The following is a 17,265-nucleotide window of genomic DNA, read 5'->3' on the forward strand; positions in this document are numbered from 1 at the left end:
ACAGCGGCTGCTGCTTTGCGCTTACGCTCAGAAGTTGGCTTCTCGTAAAATTCGCGGCTACGAACTTCAGCCAGTACACCGGCTTTTTCGCAGGAGCGCTTGAAACGACGCAGAGCTACGTCGAAGGGTTCGTTCTCTTTTACTTTGACGGCTGGCATCCAGAGCTACCTTCATTCATTACCGGGGTCAACATCCTCGCGGCAAAAGTGCACTTGAAGACGTCGGTTTTTAAGGGTTGCGGATGTTAACCCCTCAACGCTCGGAATGCAAAGCCTCTGATCGAAAACCGCTGGTCGGGGCATCACGCGGCGACTATTATGCGCGCCTTCAAATTCAGCCTAAACAAGGCGCAAACCCATGCTAGTACTGGGATTAGAAACCTCCTGCGACGAAACCGGTGTCGCACTTTACGACAGTGAACGCGGCTTGCTGGCCGACGCGCTGTTCAGTCAGATCGACCTGCACCGAGCCTATGGCGGTGTGGTGCCGGAGCTGGCGTCGCGCGATCACGTCAAGCGCATGCTGCCCTTGATTCGTCAGGTGTTGGCCGAAGCTGACTGCGTGCCGACCGAGATCGACGCCATCGCCTATACCGCGGGTCCCGGCCTTGTCGGGGCATTGTTGGTGGGCGCTTCCTGCGCGCAAGCGTTGGCCTTTGCCTGGGGCATTCCGGCGTTGGGTGTGCATCACATGGAAGGCCATTTGCTGGCGCCGATGCTGGAGTCGCAACCGCCGGAGTTTCCGTTCGTCGCTTTGTTGGTGTCGGGTGGGCATACGCAACTGGTTCAGGTCGATGGAGTCGGTCAGTACACGCTACTGGGCGAGACTCTGGACGACGCAGCGGGCGAAGCCTTCGACAAGACGGCGAAGATGATGGGCCTCAATTATCCGGGCGGGCCGGAGATCGCTCGTCTGGCAGAGCAGGGCGTTGCAGGGCGTTTCGTTTTCCCGCGCCCGATGTGCGACCGTCCGGGCCTGGATTTCAGCTTCAGTGGCTTGAAAACCTTCGCGCTGAACACTTGGCAGCAATGTGTCAGCGCTGGGGACGACGGCGAGCAAACCCGTTGCGACATCGCGCTGGCGTTCCAGCAGGCCGTGGTGGAGACTTTGACCATCAAGTGCAAGCGTGCGCTGAAGGCGGCGGGCATGAAGCGTCTGGTGATCGCCGGGGGCGTCAGTGCCAACAAGGCGCTACGCTCATCGTTGGAAAAAATGCTCGGTGACATGAAGGGCGATGTTTTTTATGCCCGCCCGGAGTTCTGCACCGATAATGGCGCAATGATCGCGTTTGCGGGTTGTCAGCGTTTGCAGGCAGGTCAGCAGGAAACGCTGGCGATCAGCGTGCAGGCACGCTGGCCCATGGAACAACTGTCTGCGCTCTGATGAGTGGCGCTCAGGTTCGGTATCTAAAAATGCCGTTCGCGCCCGGCAAACAGGTCGCGTAGATTGCCTCGATGGCGCCAGACAATCAGACCTGTGAGTGTGCTCATGGGCAGCAGTGCAGCCGGTTCTTGCCAGGCTAGCAATGGCAAGGTCAGGGGTGTGGCGATCAAGGCGGCCAGTGAGCTGGTTCGGGTCAGGTAAAACGTCAGCAGCCAGGCACTAACCGCCAGCAGCGCTGCAGGTGGATACAGACCGAGCAACATACCGGCGGCGGTGGCGACACCTTTGCCCCCGCGAAAGCGGAAGTACAGTGGGAACAGGTGGCCGATGACGGCGCAAACGCCAATCCAGGCTTGATCTTGCAGCGAAAGGTCTGCAATGCCGGCGATAAGCACAGGTAGCAGGCCTTTGCAGAGGTCGCCGAGCAAAGTCAGGATGGCGAGTTTCTTGCCGGCCAGACGTAACATATTGGTGGCGCCGGCATTGCCAGAGCCACTCATTCGTGGATCGGGATTACCGGTCAGGCGACTGAGCAAAATGGCGAAGGACAGCGAGCCGAGCAGGTAGGCGAGGATCGCCAATAACCAAAACATGCTAACTATTCCGGGCGAGGACGCCTTGATTCTAACGGCGCATTGCGCCCTTGTCGTGTAGCGGAGAAAAGTGCTTGGACAGAGTGTTTATCGAAGGCCTGGAAGTCGACACTGTGATCGGTGCCTACGACTGGGAGCGAAGCATCCGACAATGCTTGCGGCTTGATCTGAGTTTCGCCTGGGATAACCGTCCCGCAGCCGCCGGTGATGATCTGACGCTGGCGCTCGATTACGCGAGTGTTTCGTCGCGCATCCAGGCCTTTGCCGAGCAGGCGCAGTTCGAGTTGGTCGAAACCTTTGCCGAGCGCTTGGTCGCAGTGCTGATGAGCGAATTCAAGATCACCTGGATGCGCCTCAAGCTCACCAAGCCAGGTGCAGTTCCTGCCGCGATCGGCGGCGTGGGCGTGGAGATCGAGCGCGGATGTCGCTGACTCAGGTGTATCTCGGGCTCGGTAGTAACATCGAGCGCGAAACCCATTTGCAGGCTGGCCTGGATGCCTTGGCGGGTTTTCTGGTGGGTATCCAGTGTTCGCCGGTCTTCGAAAGCCAGCCGGTGGGAATCAAGAGCGGGCCATTCATCAATTTTGTGGTATCGGCCTACACCGATCTTCCGTTGATGGAGCTGGATCGTCGGCTGAAGTTTATCGAGGCGGATAACGGTCGTTATGCCCCGGATCGACGAGGTTTGCCGCTCGATATCGACGTGTTGTTGTTCGGTGATCAGGTAGGCAATTTCGACGGTTTAGTCTTGCCCCGGGCAGAAATTCTGAAAAATGCCTTTGTGTTGTGGCCGTTGTCGCTGATTGCGCCGGATCGGGTGCATCCTGGTGTGGGTAAAAGCTTTACGACCCTTTGGGGTGAGGCACAGATTGATCAGGTGCTGGCACCGGTGGCGTTCGAGTGGCGCGGTGAGCAGCTGACACCTTCCAATTTGTTGTGAAGCAAAAAAATCGCAGCCTACGGCAGCTCCTACAGGAATCCGAGTAGGAGCTGCCGTAGGCTGCGATCTTTTGATTTTGCTCAGGCCTTTTCTTTATAGACCTTCAACGCCTTGAGTCGCTCGCGCTTGATCGCTTCACCCAGCTCCGGACCTTTAAATCCCTTCTCCAGCAATGGCTGCACCGCCACGCTGCGTGCAGCGTTCGCCGCCCCGCGTAAATAATCCGCCTGTGGATAACCACGCTGCTCCAGCCCCTTGCGTCCGCGAGCATCCATCTCGCACGCCGCGATGAACTCCTCGAACCTTTGAGGCCGACGGTAAACGTCGAAGCGTTGCAGTAGTTCCAGCAGAGTCGATGGCTTCAGCTCAAGGGCACGATGGCCGTGGGTGTGATACTCGCCGACCAACAGCGCCAGTTCCTGGCAATCTCTAGGTGCCTTGAAGCGTTCATTGACCTCTTTGATCAACTTGAGTCCCTTGAATTCATGGGCGATGTGACGCGGCCATTCCTCCTCCGGGGTCAGGCCTTTACCCAAGTCATGCAGCAGGCAGGCCCAGCGTACGGTCAGCGGTTGTTTGTTCTGTGCGGCTTGTTCCAGCACGCTCAATGTATGCACACCGGTGTCGATTTCCGGGTGATGAGCTTCCGGTTGCGGTACGCCGAATAGCGCGTCGACTTCTGGCATCAGCACCTTGAGCGCACTGCACGCGCGCAGGACTTCAATGAACACCTGGGGCTGATCTTCCATCAATGCACGGGAGATTTCTTTCCAGCTGCGCTCTGGCGTGAGCGCTTCAAGTTCGCCTGACTCGCTGAGTTGGCGCATCAGTTCCAGCGTTTCCGGCGCCACGATAAAGCCAAGCCTGGCATAGCGCGCGGCAAACCGGGCGACGCGCAGAACCCGGAGGGGATCTTCGGCAAATGCGGGGGAAACATGGCGAAGTACGCGCGCTTTGAGGTCGCGTTGGCCGTGGTAGGGATCGGTCAGGTTCTGCTGGTCGTCTTCGGCGATGGCGTTGATCGTCAGGTCGCGGCGGATCAAATCTTCTTCGAGCGTGACGTCGGGACTTGCGTGGAAGGTGAACCCGCCGTAACCGCGCCCGCTTTTGCGTTCGGTTCGGGCCAGGGCGTATTCCTCGCCGGTTTTGGGGTGAAGAAACACCGGGAAATCCGCGCCGACCGCACGAAAGCCTTTGGCGAGCATTTCTTCAGTAGTGGCGCCAACCACGACTCGGTCGATGTCAGTGACAGGTATGCCCAGCAGGCGATCGCGTACCGCACCGCCGACTTTATAGATCCGCATAAAAACCTCCGTTAGCTCGACAGGATAACCGTAACGTCGGGCTAACGGAGGTCGAATCAGGATCAAAGATGAATGACAGCCAGGTCCAGTCGGCCGTACTCGCCTTCGCTGTGCTCGGTTCTGGGCGGTACATGGTGTGTTTTCATGACCTGTTCCCCTTGCAGGGTTTCCAGGTGAATGTCGAAACCCCAAAGCCTATGCAGGTGTTTGAGAACTTCCTCAGTGGATTCTCCCAGCGGTTTGCGGTCGTGTTGCTGGTGGCGCAGGGTCAGCGAGCGGTCGCCGCGGCGGTCGATGCTGTAAATCTGCACGTTGGGTTCGCGATTGCCCAGGTTGTATTGGGCTGCGAGGGTTTCTCGGATCGTGCGGTAGCCGCCTTCGTCGTGAATGGCCGGTACCAGCAGGTCGTCCTTTTGATCGTCATCCAGAATACTGAACAGTTTCAGATCGCGGATCACCTTGGGAGACAGGTATTGCAGGATGAAACTTTCGTCCTTGAAGCTGCTCATGGCGAACTTGATGGTCGACAGCCAGTCGCTACCGGCAATTTCCGGGAACCAGCGACGATCCTCCTCCGTAGGTTCCTCACACATGCGGCGAATGTCGCGGTACATGGCAAAACCCAAGGCATACGGGTTGATGCCGCTGTAATAAGGGCTATCGAAACCGGGCTGAAACACGACGCTGGTGTGTGACGTCAGGAATTCCATCATGAAACCGTCGGTCACCAGGCCTTCGTCGTACAGGTCATTCATCAGCGTGTAGTGCCAGAACGTGGCCCAACCTTCGTTCATCACTTGAGTCTGGCGCTGTGGATAAAAATACTGGGCGATCTTGCGCACGATGCGCACGATTTCCCGCTGCCAAGGTTCCAGTAGTGGCGCGTGTTTTTCGATGAAATACAGAATGTTTTCCTGCGGCTCGGCGGGGAAGCGTGCGTTGTCCTTGTCGCTGTACTTGTCCGCACCTTTTGGAATGGTGCGCCACAGATCGTTGATCTGTTTCTGCAGGTGTTCTTCCCGGTCCTTTTGCCGGCGACGTTCTTCTTCGGCGGAAATCGGATAAGGGCGTTTGTAGCGGTCGACCCCGTAGTTCATCAGCGCGTGGCAGGAATCGAGCAGGTCCTCTACCGCGTCGATGCCGTGGCGTTCTTCGCACTGCATGATGTACTGCTTGGCGAACACCAGGTAGTCGATGATCGAGCTGGCGTCAGTCCAGGTGCGGAACAGGTAGTTGCCTTTGAAAAAACTGTTATGTCCGTAACAGGCATGTGCCACGACCAATGCCTGCATGCAGATGGTGTTTTCTTCCATCAGGTAGGCGATGCATGGGTCGGAGTTGATCACGATTTCATACGCTAGCCCCATCTGGCCGCGGGTGTACGATTTTTCTGTGCTGAGAAAGTGCTTGCCGTAGGACCAGTGGTGATATCCCAGTGGCATACCGACGGAAGCGTAAGCATCCATCATCTGCTCGGCGGTAATCACTTCGATCTGGTTGGGATAGGTATCGAGCGCGTAACCGGCCGCAATACGGCTGATTTCACGGTCGTAGGCCTGGATCAGCTCGAATGTCCATTCGGAGCCGGTGGAAATGGGTTGGCGCTTCTGCTCTTTGGCGGTCATGTCACTAACCTGCGCTGGAAGAGTTCACGGAAGACCGGATAGATATCCCCGGCCGAGACCAGTTGTTGCTGGGCAAACGTGTCGGAAAAGGCTTCGGCAATGCGTTCGTACTCGAACCACAAGGCCTGATGCTCGCGAGGGGTTATCTCAACATAAGTGTAGTACTGCACGAATGGCATGATCTGGTTGATGAGAATGTCGCGGCAAATCGGCGAGTCGTCGTTCCAGTTATCGCCGTCTGAGGCCTGAGCGGCATAGATGTTCCACTCGTTGCTTGGATAGCGCTCGGCCATGATCTCCTGCATCAGTTTCAGGGCGCTCGACACGATGGTGCCGCCTGTTTCGCGCGAATAGAAAAATTCCTCCTCATCCACTTCGCGGGCACTGGTGTGGTGGCGAATGAACACGACGTCGATCTTGTCGTAATTACGCTTGAGAAACAGGTACAGCAGGATAAAAAACCGCTTGGCGATATCCTTGGTCGCCTGGGTCATGGAGCCAGACACGTCCATCAAACAGAACATCACCGCCTTTGAACTGGGGTTGGGCTGCTTGATGAGCAGGTTGTACTTGAGGTCGAAGGTGTCGAGAAACGGCACGCGATGAATGCGCGCGCTGAGTTTTTCTATTTCAGCCTCCAGATCTTGAATATCGCCGAAGTTGTCTGGTTCTTCCTGCTTGAGTCGCAGAAGTTCTTCCTTGGCTTCACGCAGTTTGGCGCGGCTGCTGCCGGACAGGGCAATTCGCCTTGCATGGGCCGAGCGCAGGGTGCGGATGATGTTGATGCGCGAGGGGTTACCTTCGTTGCTGATACCAGCGCGAACGGTCTTGAAGGTATCGGTGCCGGTCAGATTGCGTTTGACCAGATTCGGCAACTCCAGGTCTTCGAACATGAATTCGAGGAATTCTTCCTGAGTAATCTGGAAGACGAACTCGTCCATCCCTTCGCCCGAGTTACCGGCCTTGCCGGGGCCTCTGCCACCGCCACCTCCTGGCGGGCGGGCGATGTGCTCGCCACTGGTGAATTCCTTGTTGCCGGGATGCACGACCGTTTGTTTACCACCACGACCGTGATGTAGCACCGGCTCGTCGATGTCGCGGCCGGGAATGCTGATTTGCTCGCCGTGTTCCATATCGGTAATGGAACGCCGACTGACCGCCTCTTCGACAGCCTTCTTGATGTGATCACGGTAGCGTCGCAGAAACCGCTGACGGTTTACCGTGCTCTTGTTTTTGCCATTGAGACGTCGGTCGATCACATAGCTCATGACTGCTCCTTAGAAGCTGTCCTGAAAGGGGCGAGCGTTCAAGCAGCAGTCAACAGAATGCCGTGAGGGTTACAGGCTCCCCCAAAGCGCTGTGGATGCGACCCGAATCTCGCTACCGACTTTCGAACACCTCCAGAGGCCTGTGTAACAGAAAATGCGTAAACAGGCCTCGGGCTGACGACAACCGGTCTGACCGGCAGCGGGTTATTGTGATTTTCTGACCCGCAAGTACCACTCGGACAGCAGTCGTACCTGTTTGTCGGTGTATCCCCTTTCGACCATCCGTGTGACGAAGTCGTTGTGCTTCTGCTGGTCCTCTTTGCTGGCCTTGGCATTGAAGCTGATGACCGGTAGGAGGTCCTCGGTGTTGGAGAACATTTTCTTCTCGATGACCACCCGCAGTTTTTCGTAGCTGAGCCAGGTTGGGTTCTTGCCGTTGTTGTTGGCGCGGGCGCGCAGCACGAAGTTGACGATTTCGTTGCGGAAATCCTTCGGATTGCTGATGCCGGCCGGTTTTTCGATTTTCTCCAGTTCTTCGTTCAGTGCCACGCGGTTGAGGATCTCGCCGGTTTCCGGGTCGCGGTATTCCTGGTCCTGGATCCAGAAGTCGGCGTACAGCACATAGCGATCGAAGATGTTCTGGCCGTACTCGCTGTAAGACTCGAGGTAGGCGGTCTGGATCTCCTTGCCGATGAATTCGATATAGCGCGGTGCCAGGTACTCCTTGAGGTAGCGCAGATAGCGTTCTCGCGTCTCGGCCTGGAATTGTTCCTGCTCAATCTGTTGTTCCAGCACATAGAGCAGGTGGACCGGGTTGGCGGCGATTTCGTGCGGGTCGAAGTTGAAGACCTTCGACAGGATCTTGAATGCAAAGCGTGTAGAGAGACCGTTCATGCCTTCGTCGACGCCCGCGTTGTCGCGGTATTCCTGGATCGACTTGGCTTTCGGGTCGGTGTCCTTGAGGTTTTCGCCGTCGTACACGCGCATCTTGGAATAGATGTTGGAGTTCTCTGGTTCCTTCAGGCGCGAAAGCACAGTGAACTGGGCAAGCATCTTGAGCGTGTCGGGGGCGCAATGCGCCTTGGCCAGCGAGCTGTTGAACAGAAGCTTGTCGTAGATCTTCACTTCATCGCTGACGCGCAGGCAGTAAGGCACCTTGACGATGTAGATCCGGTCGATGAACGCTTCGTTGTTCTTGTTGTTGCGGAAGGTGTGCCATTCTGATTCGTTGGAGTGAGCCAGCAATATCCCGGTAAATGGAATCGCACCGAGGCCTTCAGTACTGTTGTAGTTACCTTCCTGGGTCGCGGTCAGCAATGGGTGCAGCACCTTGATCGGCGCCTTGAACATTTCCACGAATTCCATCAGGCCCTGGTTGGCCCGGCACAGCGCGCCTGAATAGCTATAGGCGTCGGCGTCGTTCTGCGGAAATTCTTCCAGTTTGCGGATGTCGACCTTGCCCACCAGTGCCGAGATGTCCTGGTTGTTTTCGTCACCGGGTTCGGTTTTGGCCACGGCAATCTGGTTGAGGATCGACGGGTAGAGTTTCACTACACGGAACTGGCTGATATCGCCGCCGAATTCGGCCAGGCGCTTTGTCGCCCATGGCGACATGATGGTGTTGAGATAGCGCCGTGGAATGCCGAAATCTTCTTCCAGGATCGCCCCATCTTCAGTGGAGTTGAACAGACCCAGTGGTGATTCGAAAACCGGCGAGCCCTTGATCGCGTAGAAGGGCACTTTTTCCATCAGTTGCTTGAGTTTCTCGGCCAGGGACGATTTACCGCCACCGACTGGTCCGAGCAGATAGAGGATTTGTTTCTTCTCTTCCAGGCCTTGGGCGGCATGGCGGAAATACGACACGATCTGGTCGATGCATTCTTCCATCCCGTGGAAGTCTTCAAAGGCCGGGTAGCGACGAATGACCTTGTTGGAGAAGATTCGCGACAACCTCGAGTTGGTCGAGGTGTCGAGCAGCTCCGGTTCACCGATAGCCAGCAACAGACGCTCGGCGGCGGAAACGTAGGCGCTGCGGTCCTTTTTGCACAGCTCGAGATACTCTTGAAGAGTGAGTTCTTCCTGGCGTGTGGACTCGAAACGTTGTTGGAAGTGGCTAAAGATACTCATGACGTCACCTCGCTCGATACGTGGAGCCGACGCCGGATCATTCAGTCGATGCTGGCAGCAACCGAACAGGCAGTTGCTGTTTACCCCCCAGAAACCTTTCGAAGCTGACGACTCCGAAAGCTACTCCCGATGACCCGCGCGCCGGTGTACCGGCTCTCCCCTGTTTTGGATGGCCTGCGCTTAAGGATAGTTGGGAATTCGGGAGGTAAAGGCGAGATACGTAATTAGTTGTGGCAGACCGTTCGTCTGCCACCGCCAGAGCCCACGGCAGCCGCGGGCTTGCGTGTTACAAAAAAATTATTCGCAAGTGCCTTGCGCTGTTTCCGAAGGGAAAGTCGTGCGCCACAGCTCAAAACCGCCATCCATGCTGTAGACGTCGGAGAAGCCCTGACTGATCAGGTAGGCGGCCGCGCTCTGGCTGGAGTTGCCGTGATAGCAGACCACTACTGTCGGCGCATCCAGGTCGGCGTTACGAATGAAATCAGGGACCGAATGGTTGTCCAGGTGCTTCGAGCCGCTGATGTGCAGCGCGGCATAGGTGGCCGGATCGCGGATGTCGACCACCACTGCACCTTGTGCGCGCAGGGCCTGGGCCTGTTCCGGGGGGATACGTTTGAATTCGCTCATGGCGGGTTCCTGTGGATCGGCTGATAGCGCAGTCTAGCGCGGGGCGTTGACTGGCGATGGTTCGCAAATGGGTGGGGCGACTGATGGTGCTGCGGCATGGCCACTCTCGTCGCATTTACAGGTCAGGCGCTCGAAGCTGTCGACATTCATTAAAGTCAGAGCGCCGCCCCAGACACAGCCAGTGTCCAGCGCGAAGATGCCGGGCTCCTGGACATTGCCTTCCAGCGCAGCCCAGTGGCCGAAGATGATTTTCACATCCTTGGTCTTGCGTTCCTTATGCTGGAACCAGGGCTTGTAGCCTGCGGGTGCCGTGCCGAGACCTTCCTTGCTCTTGAGGTCGAGTTTGCCTTCGGCCGTACAGAAGCGCATCCGGGTGAAATAGTTGGTGATCACCCGCAGGCGCGTCACGCCTTTGAGGTCGCTGTCCCATTTCGCCGGGTCGTTTCCATACATGCCATCGAGGTAAGGCGGGAACAGGTTGTCATCGCGCAGTGCACTTTCGACTTCGCCAGCGTACTTCAGAGCTTTACGCAGCGACCATTGGGGCGCAATACCGGCATGCACCAGCGCAATATTGCGTTGCTCGTCGTAATGCATGAGTTTTTGCTGGCGCAGCCACTCAAGTAGCTCGGCACTATCGGGTGCTTCGATAATCTCGCGCAGGGTGTCTGCTTTCTTCAGGCGTTCGATGTTCTTCCCGGCGGCCAGCAGGTGCAGGTCGTGGTTGCCGAGGACGCAAATAAGCGATTCGCGGATGCTATAGAGGTATCGCAAGGTGTCGAGCGATTGCGGGCCACGGTTAACCAGGTCGCCGACCAGCCACAAACGATCCTTTGCCGGATCGAAGGCGACTTGTTTTAGCAGGCACTGCAGGGCCTCAAGGCAACCTTGCAGATCCCCGACGGCGTAAGTGGCCATCAGTGCAAGGCTCCGGGCACCGCGAGACGGAATGGCGCGATGATGGCGTCGAAATGCTGACCGTCGTCGGCAATCATCTGATAGCTGCCTTGCATGGTGCCAACCTTGGTGGTCATTACGGTGCCGCTGCTGTAGGTGTGGCTCTTGCCCGCCTCGATCAACGGTTGCTGGCCGACCACGCCTGCACCGCGAACCTCTTCCACATGCCCGTCACCATCGGTGATCACCCAGTGCCGTGACAGGAGTTTGGCCGGTATCAGGCCATTGTTTTTCACGGTGATGGTGTAGGCGAAGGCAAAGCGGTCTTGTTCGGGTTGCGATTGGGCTGCCAGATAGCGGGTGACGACGCTGACGTCGACCTGATAACGAGAATCGGACATGCAAGAGGCCTTAAAAACGAAGCGGGACGCGGGGCTTAGCTGATGTGTTTCAGTCTAGGCCAAGTATCGGATAGTAAACCAGACATGTGGGCTGGTGTCCTACCCGATAACGCTTCGGTGCTGTCAGGCGTCCGCTGGCTTTTGTAGGGACTGTTCGCTGAGTTTGTCAGCCAGGCGCACGAAAGCGGCCAGGTCAAGCTGCTCGGGACGCAGGCTGCCATCGACGCCGGCGGCTTCGATTTCGGCGTTGCTCAGCAGCAGTTTAAGGGTATTGCGCAGGGTTTTGCGACGCTGGTTGAACGCTTCGCGTACTACGCGCTCCAGCAGCCGATGGTCCTTGGCCGGATGCGGCAGGACTGCATGGGGCACAAGGCGCACGATAGCCGAGTCGACTTTCGGTGGTGGATTGAATGCGCCGGGGCCGACGTTGAACAGATGTTCGACCCGGCAGTGATACTGAACCATGATCGACAAGCGGCCCCAGTCGCCACCTCCAGGCCCTGCCGCCAGACGCTCAACCACTTCCTTTTGCAGCATGAAGTGCATGTCGCGAATCAGGTGGGAGTTGTGCAGCAGGTGGAAGATCAGCGGCGTCGAGATGTTGTAAGGCAGGTTGCCAACCACGCGCAGGCTGCTCGGTGCGGCGTTCAGGCTACTGAAGTCAAACTTCAGTGCATCACCCTGATGCAGGTTGAAGTTGCTCTTGCCGGCGAACTGCTGGTTGAGGATCGGGATCAGGTCCTTGTCCAGCTCCACCACGTCGAGTTGCGCGCCGCTGCCAAGCAGGCCGGCGGTCAATGCGCCCTGGCCCGGGCCGATTTCCAGCATCCGGTCTTCAGGTTTGGCATGAATGGAGCGCAGGATGCGGTCGATAACGCCGGCATCGTGCAGAAAGTTCTGGCCAAAGCGCTTGCGCGCCTTGTGTTGGTATTGCTCGGTCATAAACGGGTCTCGGCCATCTGGTAGGCGGTTTCCAGGGCGACTTGCAGGCTGCCGGTGTCGATCTTGCCGCTGCCGGCCAGGTCCAGGGCGGTGCCGTGATCAACCGATGTTCGGATGATCGGCAGGCCAAGGGTCACGTTGACTGCCGCGCCGAAGCCTTTGTATTTCAGCACAGGCAGGCCTTGGTCGTGGTACATCGCCAGCACCGCGTCGCAGTGCTCCAGATATTTGGGGGTAAAAAGAGTGTCGGCGGGCAGTGGGCCGCGCAGGTCCATGCCTGCGCCGCGCAGGCGCTCCAGTGTGGGTTCGATGATATCGATTTCTTCATGGCCCAGGTGTCCGCCTTCACCGGCATGGGGGTTTAGCCCACACACCAGGATGCGTGGCTGGGTAATGCCAAATTTTTCTTGCAGGTCGGCATGCAGAATTCGCGTGACCCGTTCCAGGCGCTCCGGGGTAATCGCATCGGCGATCTCGCGAAGGGGCAGGTGAGTAGTGACCAGTGCCACGCGCAAACCGCGGGTAGCGAGCATCATCACCACTTGCGCGGTGTGGGTCAGGTCGGCGAGAAACTCCGTGTGCCCGGAAAAGGCGATTCCGGATTCGTTGATCACACCCTTGTGCACGGGAGCGGTGATCATCCCGGCAAAATGCCCGTCCAGGCAGCCTTGGCCGGCGCGGGTCAGGGTTTCCAGAACGAAAGCCGCGTTGGCCTTGTCCAGTTGCCCGGCGACGACCTTGGCGTTAAGGGGCGTATCCCAGACATACAGGCTGTTGGCTGGCGCGGGTACATCCGGCCAGTTGTCCGGCGTAACGGCCAGCACATCGACAACCACACCCAGCTGCGCGGCCCGCTCAAGGAGCAGGTCGCGGCTGGTAATGGCAATCAGGGGGTGTGGCTGGGCTTGCGAGGCGAGCAGCAGGCACAGGTCAGGACCTATGCCGGCCGGTTCGCCGGGTGTCAGCGCGAAACGTTTGGGGTTCACTGCGCTGCCTGGTCGGCGCCAGGGAGTTTGATTTCTACGTAAGCTTCGTCACGGATCTGACGCAGCCAGGTTTGCAGCTCTTCGTCGTATTTGCGGTTACGCAGTACGGTCATCGCCTGTTGCTCGCGAGCCTGAGTGGTGCTGTCGGTAGCGCGGCGGCCAAGGACTTCCAGAACGTGCCAGCCATATTGGGTCTGGAACGGTTTGGACAGCTGACCTTGCGGGGTCTTTGCCATGACTTCACGGAACTCGGGGACCAGTACGCTCGGGTCGATCCAGTTCAGGTCGCCGCCGTTGAGAGCGGAGCCAGGATCTTCGGAGAAACTTTTCGCCAGTTCGCCGAAATCTTCGCCTGATTCGATACGAGCATAGAGCGACTCGGCCAAAGCCTTGGTTTTTGCTTCGTCACGGATCGGGCTCGGCTTGACCAGAATGTGGCGCACGTGAACTTCGTCGCGGACCTGGGCACCACCGCCACGCTTGTCGGTGACCTTCAGGATGATGAAACCACCGGGTGTGCGCATTGGCTGGGTGATGTCACCCACAGCCATGGTGCTCAACAGGCGATCGAACGGTGGTGGCAGTTGAGCTGCTTTACGCCAGCCCATGTCGCCACCTTCCAGTGCGGTTTCGCTGGCGGATTTGGCAATGGCCAACTGACCGAAATCAGCGCCTTGCTTGAGCTGCTGGTAAACCGCGTCAGCCTGTTTGGCTGCATTCTGGATTGCGTCGGAGTTTGCGCTTTCCGGCGTAGGAATCAGGATGTTGGCCAGGCGGAACTCTTCGGACAACTGCATCTTGCCCAGATCGGAGGCGAGGAAGTTTTTCACTTCCTGCTCGGACACCTGGATGCGTTCTGCCACGCGACGCTGGCGTACGCGGCTGATGACCATCTCGCGGCGGATCTGGTCACGGGCGTCGTCGTAAGACAGGCCGTCGCGAGTCAGCGCAGCGCGGAATTGCTCAACGGACATGTTGTTACGCTGGGCGATGGTGCCGACAGCCTGGTTCAGTTCTTCATCGGTAATGCGGATGCCGGAACGTTCGCCAATCTGCAATTGCAGATTTTCGACGATCAGGCGTTCAAGCACTTGTTGCTCCAGCACGCTGGCCGGTGGCACGCCAGAGCCGCGCTTGGCGATGGTTTGCTGAACTTCATGAACACGTTGGTCCAGTTGGCTCTGCATGACCACGTCGTTGTCGACGATGGCCACCACTTTATCGATGGACTGCACCGCGGCGTTGGCCGCAGTACCCAGGAACAGCGCGCCCAGCAACAGCGGGCGCAGACAATCAGAAAGCTTGGTCTTCACGTTCACGATAACCTTGGATGCCTTTGTCGAGGAAGCTCTCTACTTTGGCGCCAGTGAGGCCGCCGAGTCCCTTCAGAACAATTTGGAGGAAGACGCCGTGGTCGCCTTTTTCGTTTTGTGGTGCTTCCTGACTGAACTCGTCGTAGGAAACAAAATAACGGTTGATCAGGCGCAGTTTCCAGCAGCAGTTGTCGTACTCGAAACCACCGAAGGCTTCCAGAGTGCGGTTGCGGTTGTAGTCATACTGCCAGCGGCTGATGGCGTTCCATTGCGGCACGACCGGCCAGATCACCGAGAAGTCGTGCTGTTCGATCTTGTAGTAATCCTTCACGTAGCCAGGCTGGCCCGGGGTGCCGTAGGAACCACCGCCCACCGACCATTTACCGGTGTTCTGGTCGTAACGGACTTGGTCATTGCGATAGCGGTAGCCGGCGTTGATGACCTTGTTCGGGTTGTCTTCAGGCTGGTAGTGGAACATCGCGCTGCCGGAACGAGGGCTGCGGCTGTCCGGATCCCAGTTGTAGTCGGCGGTGGTGCGCCAGTCGCGGTTGAAGCGGTACTCGTACTCAAGTGCATAGGGCGAAACGTTGGAGTGCGCATCGTCGCGGGTTTTTGCGTCAATACCCGGCAATTGAACTTCACGATCCTTGAAGTACAAGGCCTGGCCAACGCTAATGCGTTGACGCTCGAAACCGTTGTCTTCGATCCAGCGGTTGGTCACGCCAAGCGACAGCTTGTTCTCGTCACCGACGCGGTCTGAGCCGGAGAAGCGGTTGTCGCGGAACAATGAGGCGTAGTTAAAGGTGTATTCGCCGGTGTCGAACACTGGAATGTCTTCCTGGTCCTTCTCCGGTACATAGAGATAGTACAGGCGTGGTTCAAGCGTCTGACGGTAGTTCTTGCCGAACCATTGAGTGTTGCGATCGAAGTACAAGCCGCTGTCGATGCTTGCAATCGGCACACCACGGTTCTGACTGGTGTCGAACGTGCCATTGAGGCGGTTTTGTTCCGCAGTCTGAGCGGCCACCTGGCTTTTGCCAATGCTGTCCAGATCAAGTTGGTACTGGGTGTACTGATATTTGAGCTTTGGCGTCAGGAAGCCATAGGTTGTTTGCATTGGCAGGCTGACAGACGGAGCAAGGTTCAGGCGATCGCCATTAGCGCGGGCCAGTCCTGTAACGTTGGTGTCGAGACGCGGCTCGGCAACGCCATTTTCGTCGACGAAGTTGCCGGTTTTCAGGTCGCGATCAAAGCGCACGATCTCCGTCTGATAATCGAAGTTCAGCCCGTTCGGGCGATAAGGCAGTTGGCCGTTAAACGTGATCTGCGGCAGACGATCATACGGCGTGATGTTCGACACCGTCGCCAATTGATAAGCATGGGCGTTCACGCGAGCTGTATAGCTGTCGCCACGATAGGTGACGGAACCCTGCTGATTCACATAGTCGGAGCTTTTTACCCCAATCTGGTCAGTCTGCAGATCCTGGAAGTAATAAGGATCGCTGATCTTGGTGTAGTCGACCTGCGTGAGAGTGCGGGAGTCGAGGCCACCCTTGTGCTGCCAGTTGTACATGTAGCGGGTTTTTTCGTAATCGGTCTGCAGCTTGCGATCGTCGTTCTCGTCGTTGAGGTAGGCGGCGCCGAACTGACCTTCGCTGGACTTGGTCAGGTAACGGAACTCGCCTTCCATCAACAGGCCGTGATCACTCATGTAACGCGGGTACAACGTGGCGTCGTAGTTCGGCGCCAGGTTGAAGTAGTACGGGGTGACCAGCAGGAAGCCGGTATCGCTGCCGGTGCCGATGGTTGGCGGCAGGAAGCCGGACTGACGGCGGTCGTCGATCGGGAAATAGATGTACGGCGTGTACAGGACTGGAATGTCCTTGACTCGCAAAGTGACGTTAGTCGCGGTACCGAAGCCGGTTGCCGGGTTCAAGGTGATGTTGTTGCCCTTGAGCTGCCAGGCGTTGCTGTTCGGTTCGCACGTGGTGTACGTACCATCCTTGAGGCGAATGATGGCGTTCTCGGCACGCTTGGCATACAGCGCGTTACCGCGGATACGGGATTTGTGCATCACGTATTCGGCGTTGTCGACCTTGGCTTCACCCGTATCGAGTTGCACGTCGGCGTGGTCACCCACGATCAGTGCGCCGTTGTCGCGAATGCGCACGTTGCCGCTCAGTTCGCCACGGCTCTCAGCCTGGTAAAGGTTGGCTTCGTCAGCTTCGACCTGCATGCTGCCCTGGCGCATGACGACGTCACCGGCCAGAGTGGCAACTTGCTCATCCTGCTTATAGCGGGAGGCTTTCGCGCCGATAAAGGTTGGAGCGTCACTTTTGTTCGTCTTGTCATTCATGCCAGGACGAATCGGCTCGATATAGGAACCAGAGCAATAAGGACCGGTTTCGGCCAATTGTGCTGCGGTGAGCTGCTCGCGGGGAACCCAATCGAGGTGGCTGTAGTCTTCGCTACGCGACTTCAGGCCGCGGCCCTTGGACTCGGTAACCAGGGTGGTCTTGGCACCAGTGTCTTCGCTGGCGCCGCTCTCGGCTGCGGCTTCGCCGGTTGCCGAGACTGCGCTGCCGTCATGCACGGGACGCGGAGGCAAGGCAGCTGCCGGGGACTTTGGTGCACAATCCCAGGCACCCGAAGCAGAGACTGAGCAGTCATACTGTTCTGCGGCGACCACGAAGGATGTGGCGAGGGGTTGCAAGGCCAGCAAACTGCCGGTTACCAACAACGGAAATTTTTTACGAAACGCGGGGGATTTCAATGCCATCTTATTAGTCCGGGCTTCCTGCGTGCCATCTGCCCGCGGTGTGGGCCGCACGCCTCTCGATGGTCTGAAAAAGATGCTGG

16 protein-coding genes are annotated in these 17,265 nt (G+C 57.8%); 3 read left to right on the top strand and 13 right to left on the bottom strand.

All coding sequences use genetic code 11. From position 1 onward, the window contains the following. Positions 1 to 158, bottom strand: a 158-nt coding sequence (rpsU, locus tag ACRESJ_RS29585; RefSeq protein ID WP_431761065.1) for a 30S ribosomal protein S21, incomplete at its 3' end; no start/stop codon positions are given. 199 nt (positions 159 to 357) lie between these two features. Between rpsU and tsaD the strand changes: the two genes are divergently transcribed. Continuing rightward, positions 358 to 1,383, top strand: coding sequence for a tRNA (adenosine(37)-N6)-threonylcarbamoyltransferase complex transferase subunit TsaD (gene tsaD / locus ACRESJ_RS29590; protein ID WP_431761051.1), 1,026 nt, complete (start codon positions 358 to 360; stop codon positions 1,381 to 1,383). Positions 1,384 to 1,406: 23 nt separating this feature from the next. On the opposite strand, the gene plsY is transcribed toward tsaD, so the two are convergent. Then, positions 1,407 to 1,976: a glycerol-3-phosphate 1-O-acyltransferase PlsY gene (gene plsY / locus ACRESJ_RS29595; RefSeq protein ID WP_431761052.1), complete on the bottom strand. Its 570-nt coding sequence runs from the start codon at positions 1,974 to 1,976 to the stop codon at positions 1,407 to 1,409. Positions 1,977 to 2,050: 74 nt separating this feature from the next. Here plsY and folB point away from each other — a divergent pair, with 74 nt between their 5' ends. Both folB and folK read left to right on the top strand, forming a co-directional pair. Further along, positions 2,051 to 2,407 carry a dihydroneopterin aldolase gene (gene folB, locus ACRESJ_RS29600; RefSeq protein ID WP_431761053.1) on the top strand — a complete coding sequence of 119 codons (357 nt, stop codon included), beginning with the start codon at positions 2,051 to 2,053 and terminating at the stop codon, positions 2,405 to 2,407. Continuing rightward, entirely contained in the window at positions 2,398 to 2,916 is a 519-nt protein-coding gene (gene folK / locus ACRESJ_RS29605; protein ID WP_431761054.1) for a 2-amino-4-hydroxy-6-hydroxymethyldihydropteridine diphosphokinase, read from the top strand. Before folB ends, folK begins: the two co-directional genes overlap by 10 nt. An 80-nt stretch (positions 2,917 to 2,996) precedes the next feature. Here folK and ACRESJ_RS29610 read toward each other — a convergent pair whose 3' ends face one another. The 11 genes from ACRESJ_RS29610 to ACRESJ_RS29660 form a co-directional block, all read right to left on the bottom strand. Further along, positions 2,997 to 4,220: a multifunctional CCA addition/repair protein gene (locus ACRESJ_RS29610; RefSeq protein WP_431761055.1), complete on the bottom strand. Its 1,224-nt coding sequence runs from the start codon at positions 4,218 to 4,220 to the stop codon at positions 2,997 to 2,999. Between the two features lie 62 nt (positions 4,221 to 4,282). Then, a complete protein-coding gene (locus ACRESJ_RS29615; RefSeq protein ID WP_431761056.1) occupies positions 4,283 to 5,845 on the bottom strand; it encodes a SpoVR family protein in 1,563 nt (520 codons plus the stop codon). After that, complete coding sequence (locus ACRESJ_RS29620; RefSeq protein ID WP_034147378.1) at positions 5,842 to 7,113, bottom strand: YeaH/YhbH family protein; 1,272 nt, start codon at positions 7,111 to 7,113, stop codon at positions 5,842 to 5,844. Before ACRESJ_RS29620 ends, ACRESJ_RS29615 begins: the two co-directional genes overlap by 4 nt. A 204-nt stretch (positions 7,114 to 7,317) precedes the next feature. Continuing rightward, positions 7,318 to 9,240, bottom strand: coding sequence for a PrkA family serine protein kinase (locus tag ACRESJ_RS29625; RefSeq protein ID WP_431761057.1), 1,923 nt, complete (start codon positions 9,238 to 9,240; stop codon positions 7,318 to 7,320). 297 nt (positions 9,241 to 9,537) lie between these two features. Beyond that, a complete protein-coding gene (gene glpE, locus ACRESJ_RS29630; RefSeq protein ID WP_431761058.1) occupies positions 9,538 to 9,867 on the bottom strand; it encodes a thiosulfate sulfurtransferase GlpE in 330 nt (109 codons plus the stop codon). Between the two features lie 33 nt (positions 9,868 to 9,900). Continuing rightward, entirely contained in the window at positions 9,901 to 10,785 is an 885-nt protein-coding gene (locus tag ACRESJ_RS29635; protein ID WP_431761059.1) for a symmetrical bis(5'-nucleosyl)-tetraphosphatase, read from the bottom strand. Continuing rightward, a complete protein-coding gene (apaG, locus tag ACRESJ_RS29640) occupies positions 10,785 to 11,165 on the bottom strand; it encodes a Co2+/Mg2+ efflux protein ApaG (protein WP_431761060.1) in 381 nt (126 codons plus the stop codon). Before apaG ends, ACRESJ_RS29635 begins: the two co-directional genes overlap by 1 nt. Positions 11,166 to 11,288: 123 nt before the next feature. Beyond that, the gene (rsmA, locus tag ACRESJ_RS29645) at positions 11,289 to 12,107 is read right to left on the bottom strand and encodes a 16S rRNA (adenine(1518)-N(6)/adenine(1519)-N(6))-dimethyltransferase RsmA (protein WP_431761061.1); all 819 of its coding nucleotides are present in this window, start codon (positions 12,105 to 12,107) and stop codon (positions 11,289 to 11,291) included. Next, a complete protein-coding gene (pdxA, locus tag ACRESJ_RS29650) occupies positions 12,104 to 13,093 on the bottom strand; it encodes a 4-hydroxythreonine-4-phosphate dehydrogenase PdxA (RefSeq protein WP_431761062.1) in 990 nt (329 codons plus the stop codon). Before pdxA ends, rsmA begins: the two co-directional genes overlap by 4 nt. Next, a complete protein-coding gene (surA, locus tag ACRESJ_RS29655; RefSeq protein ID WP_431761063.1) occupies positions 13,090 to 14,406 on the bottom strand; it encodes a peptidylprolyl isomerase SurA in 1,317 nt (438 codons plus the stop codon). The genes pdxA and surA overlap by 4 nt, the downstream gene beginning before the upstream one ends. Then, entirely contained in the window at positions 14,387 to 17,185 is a 2,799-nt protein-coding gene (locus tag ACRESJ_RS29660; RefSeq protein ID WP_431761064.1) for an LPS-assembly protein LptD, read from the bottom strand. Before ACRESJ_RS29660 ends, surA begins: the two co-directional genes overlap by 20 nt. Positions 17,186 to 17,265 lie beyond the last annotated feature (80 nt).

It is taken from the genome of Pseudomonas sp., from assembly GCF_050739655.1.
Taxonomy (GTDB): domain Bacteria; phylum Pseudomonadota; class Gammaproteobacteria; order Pseudomonadales; family Pseudomonadaceae; genus Aquipseudomonas.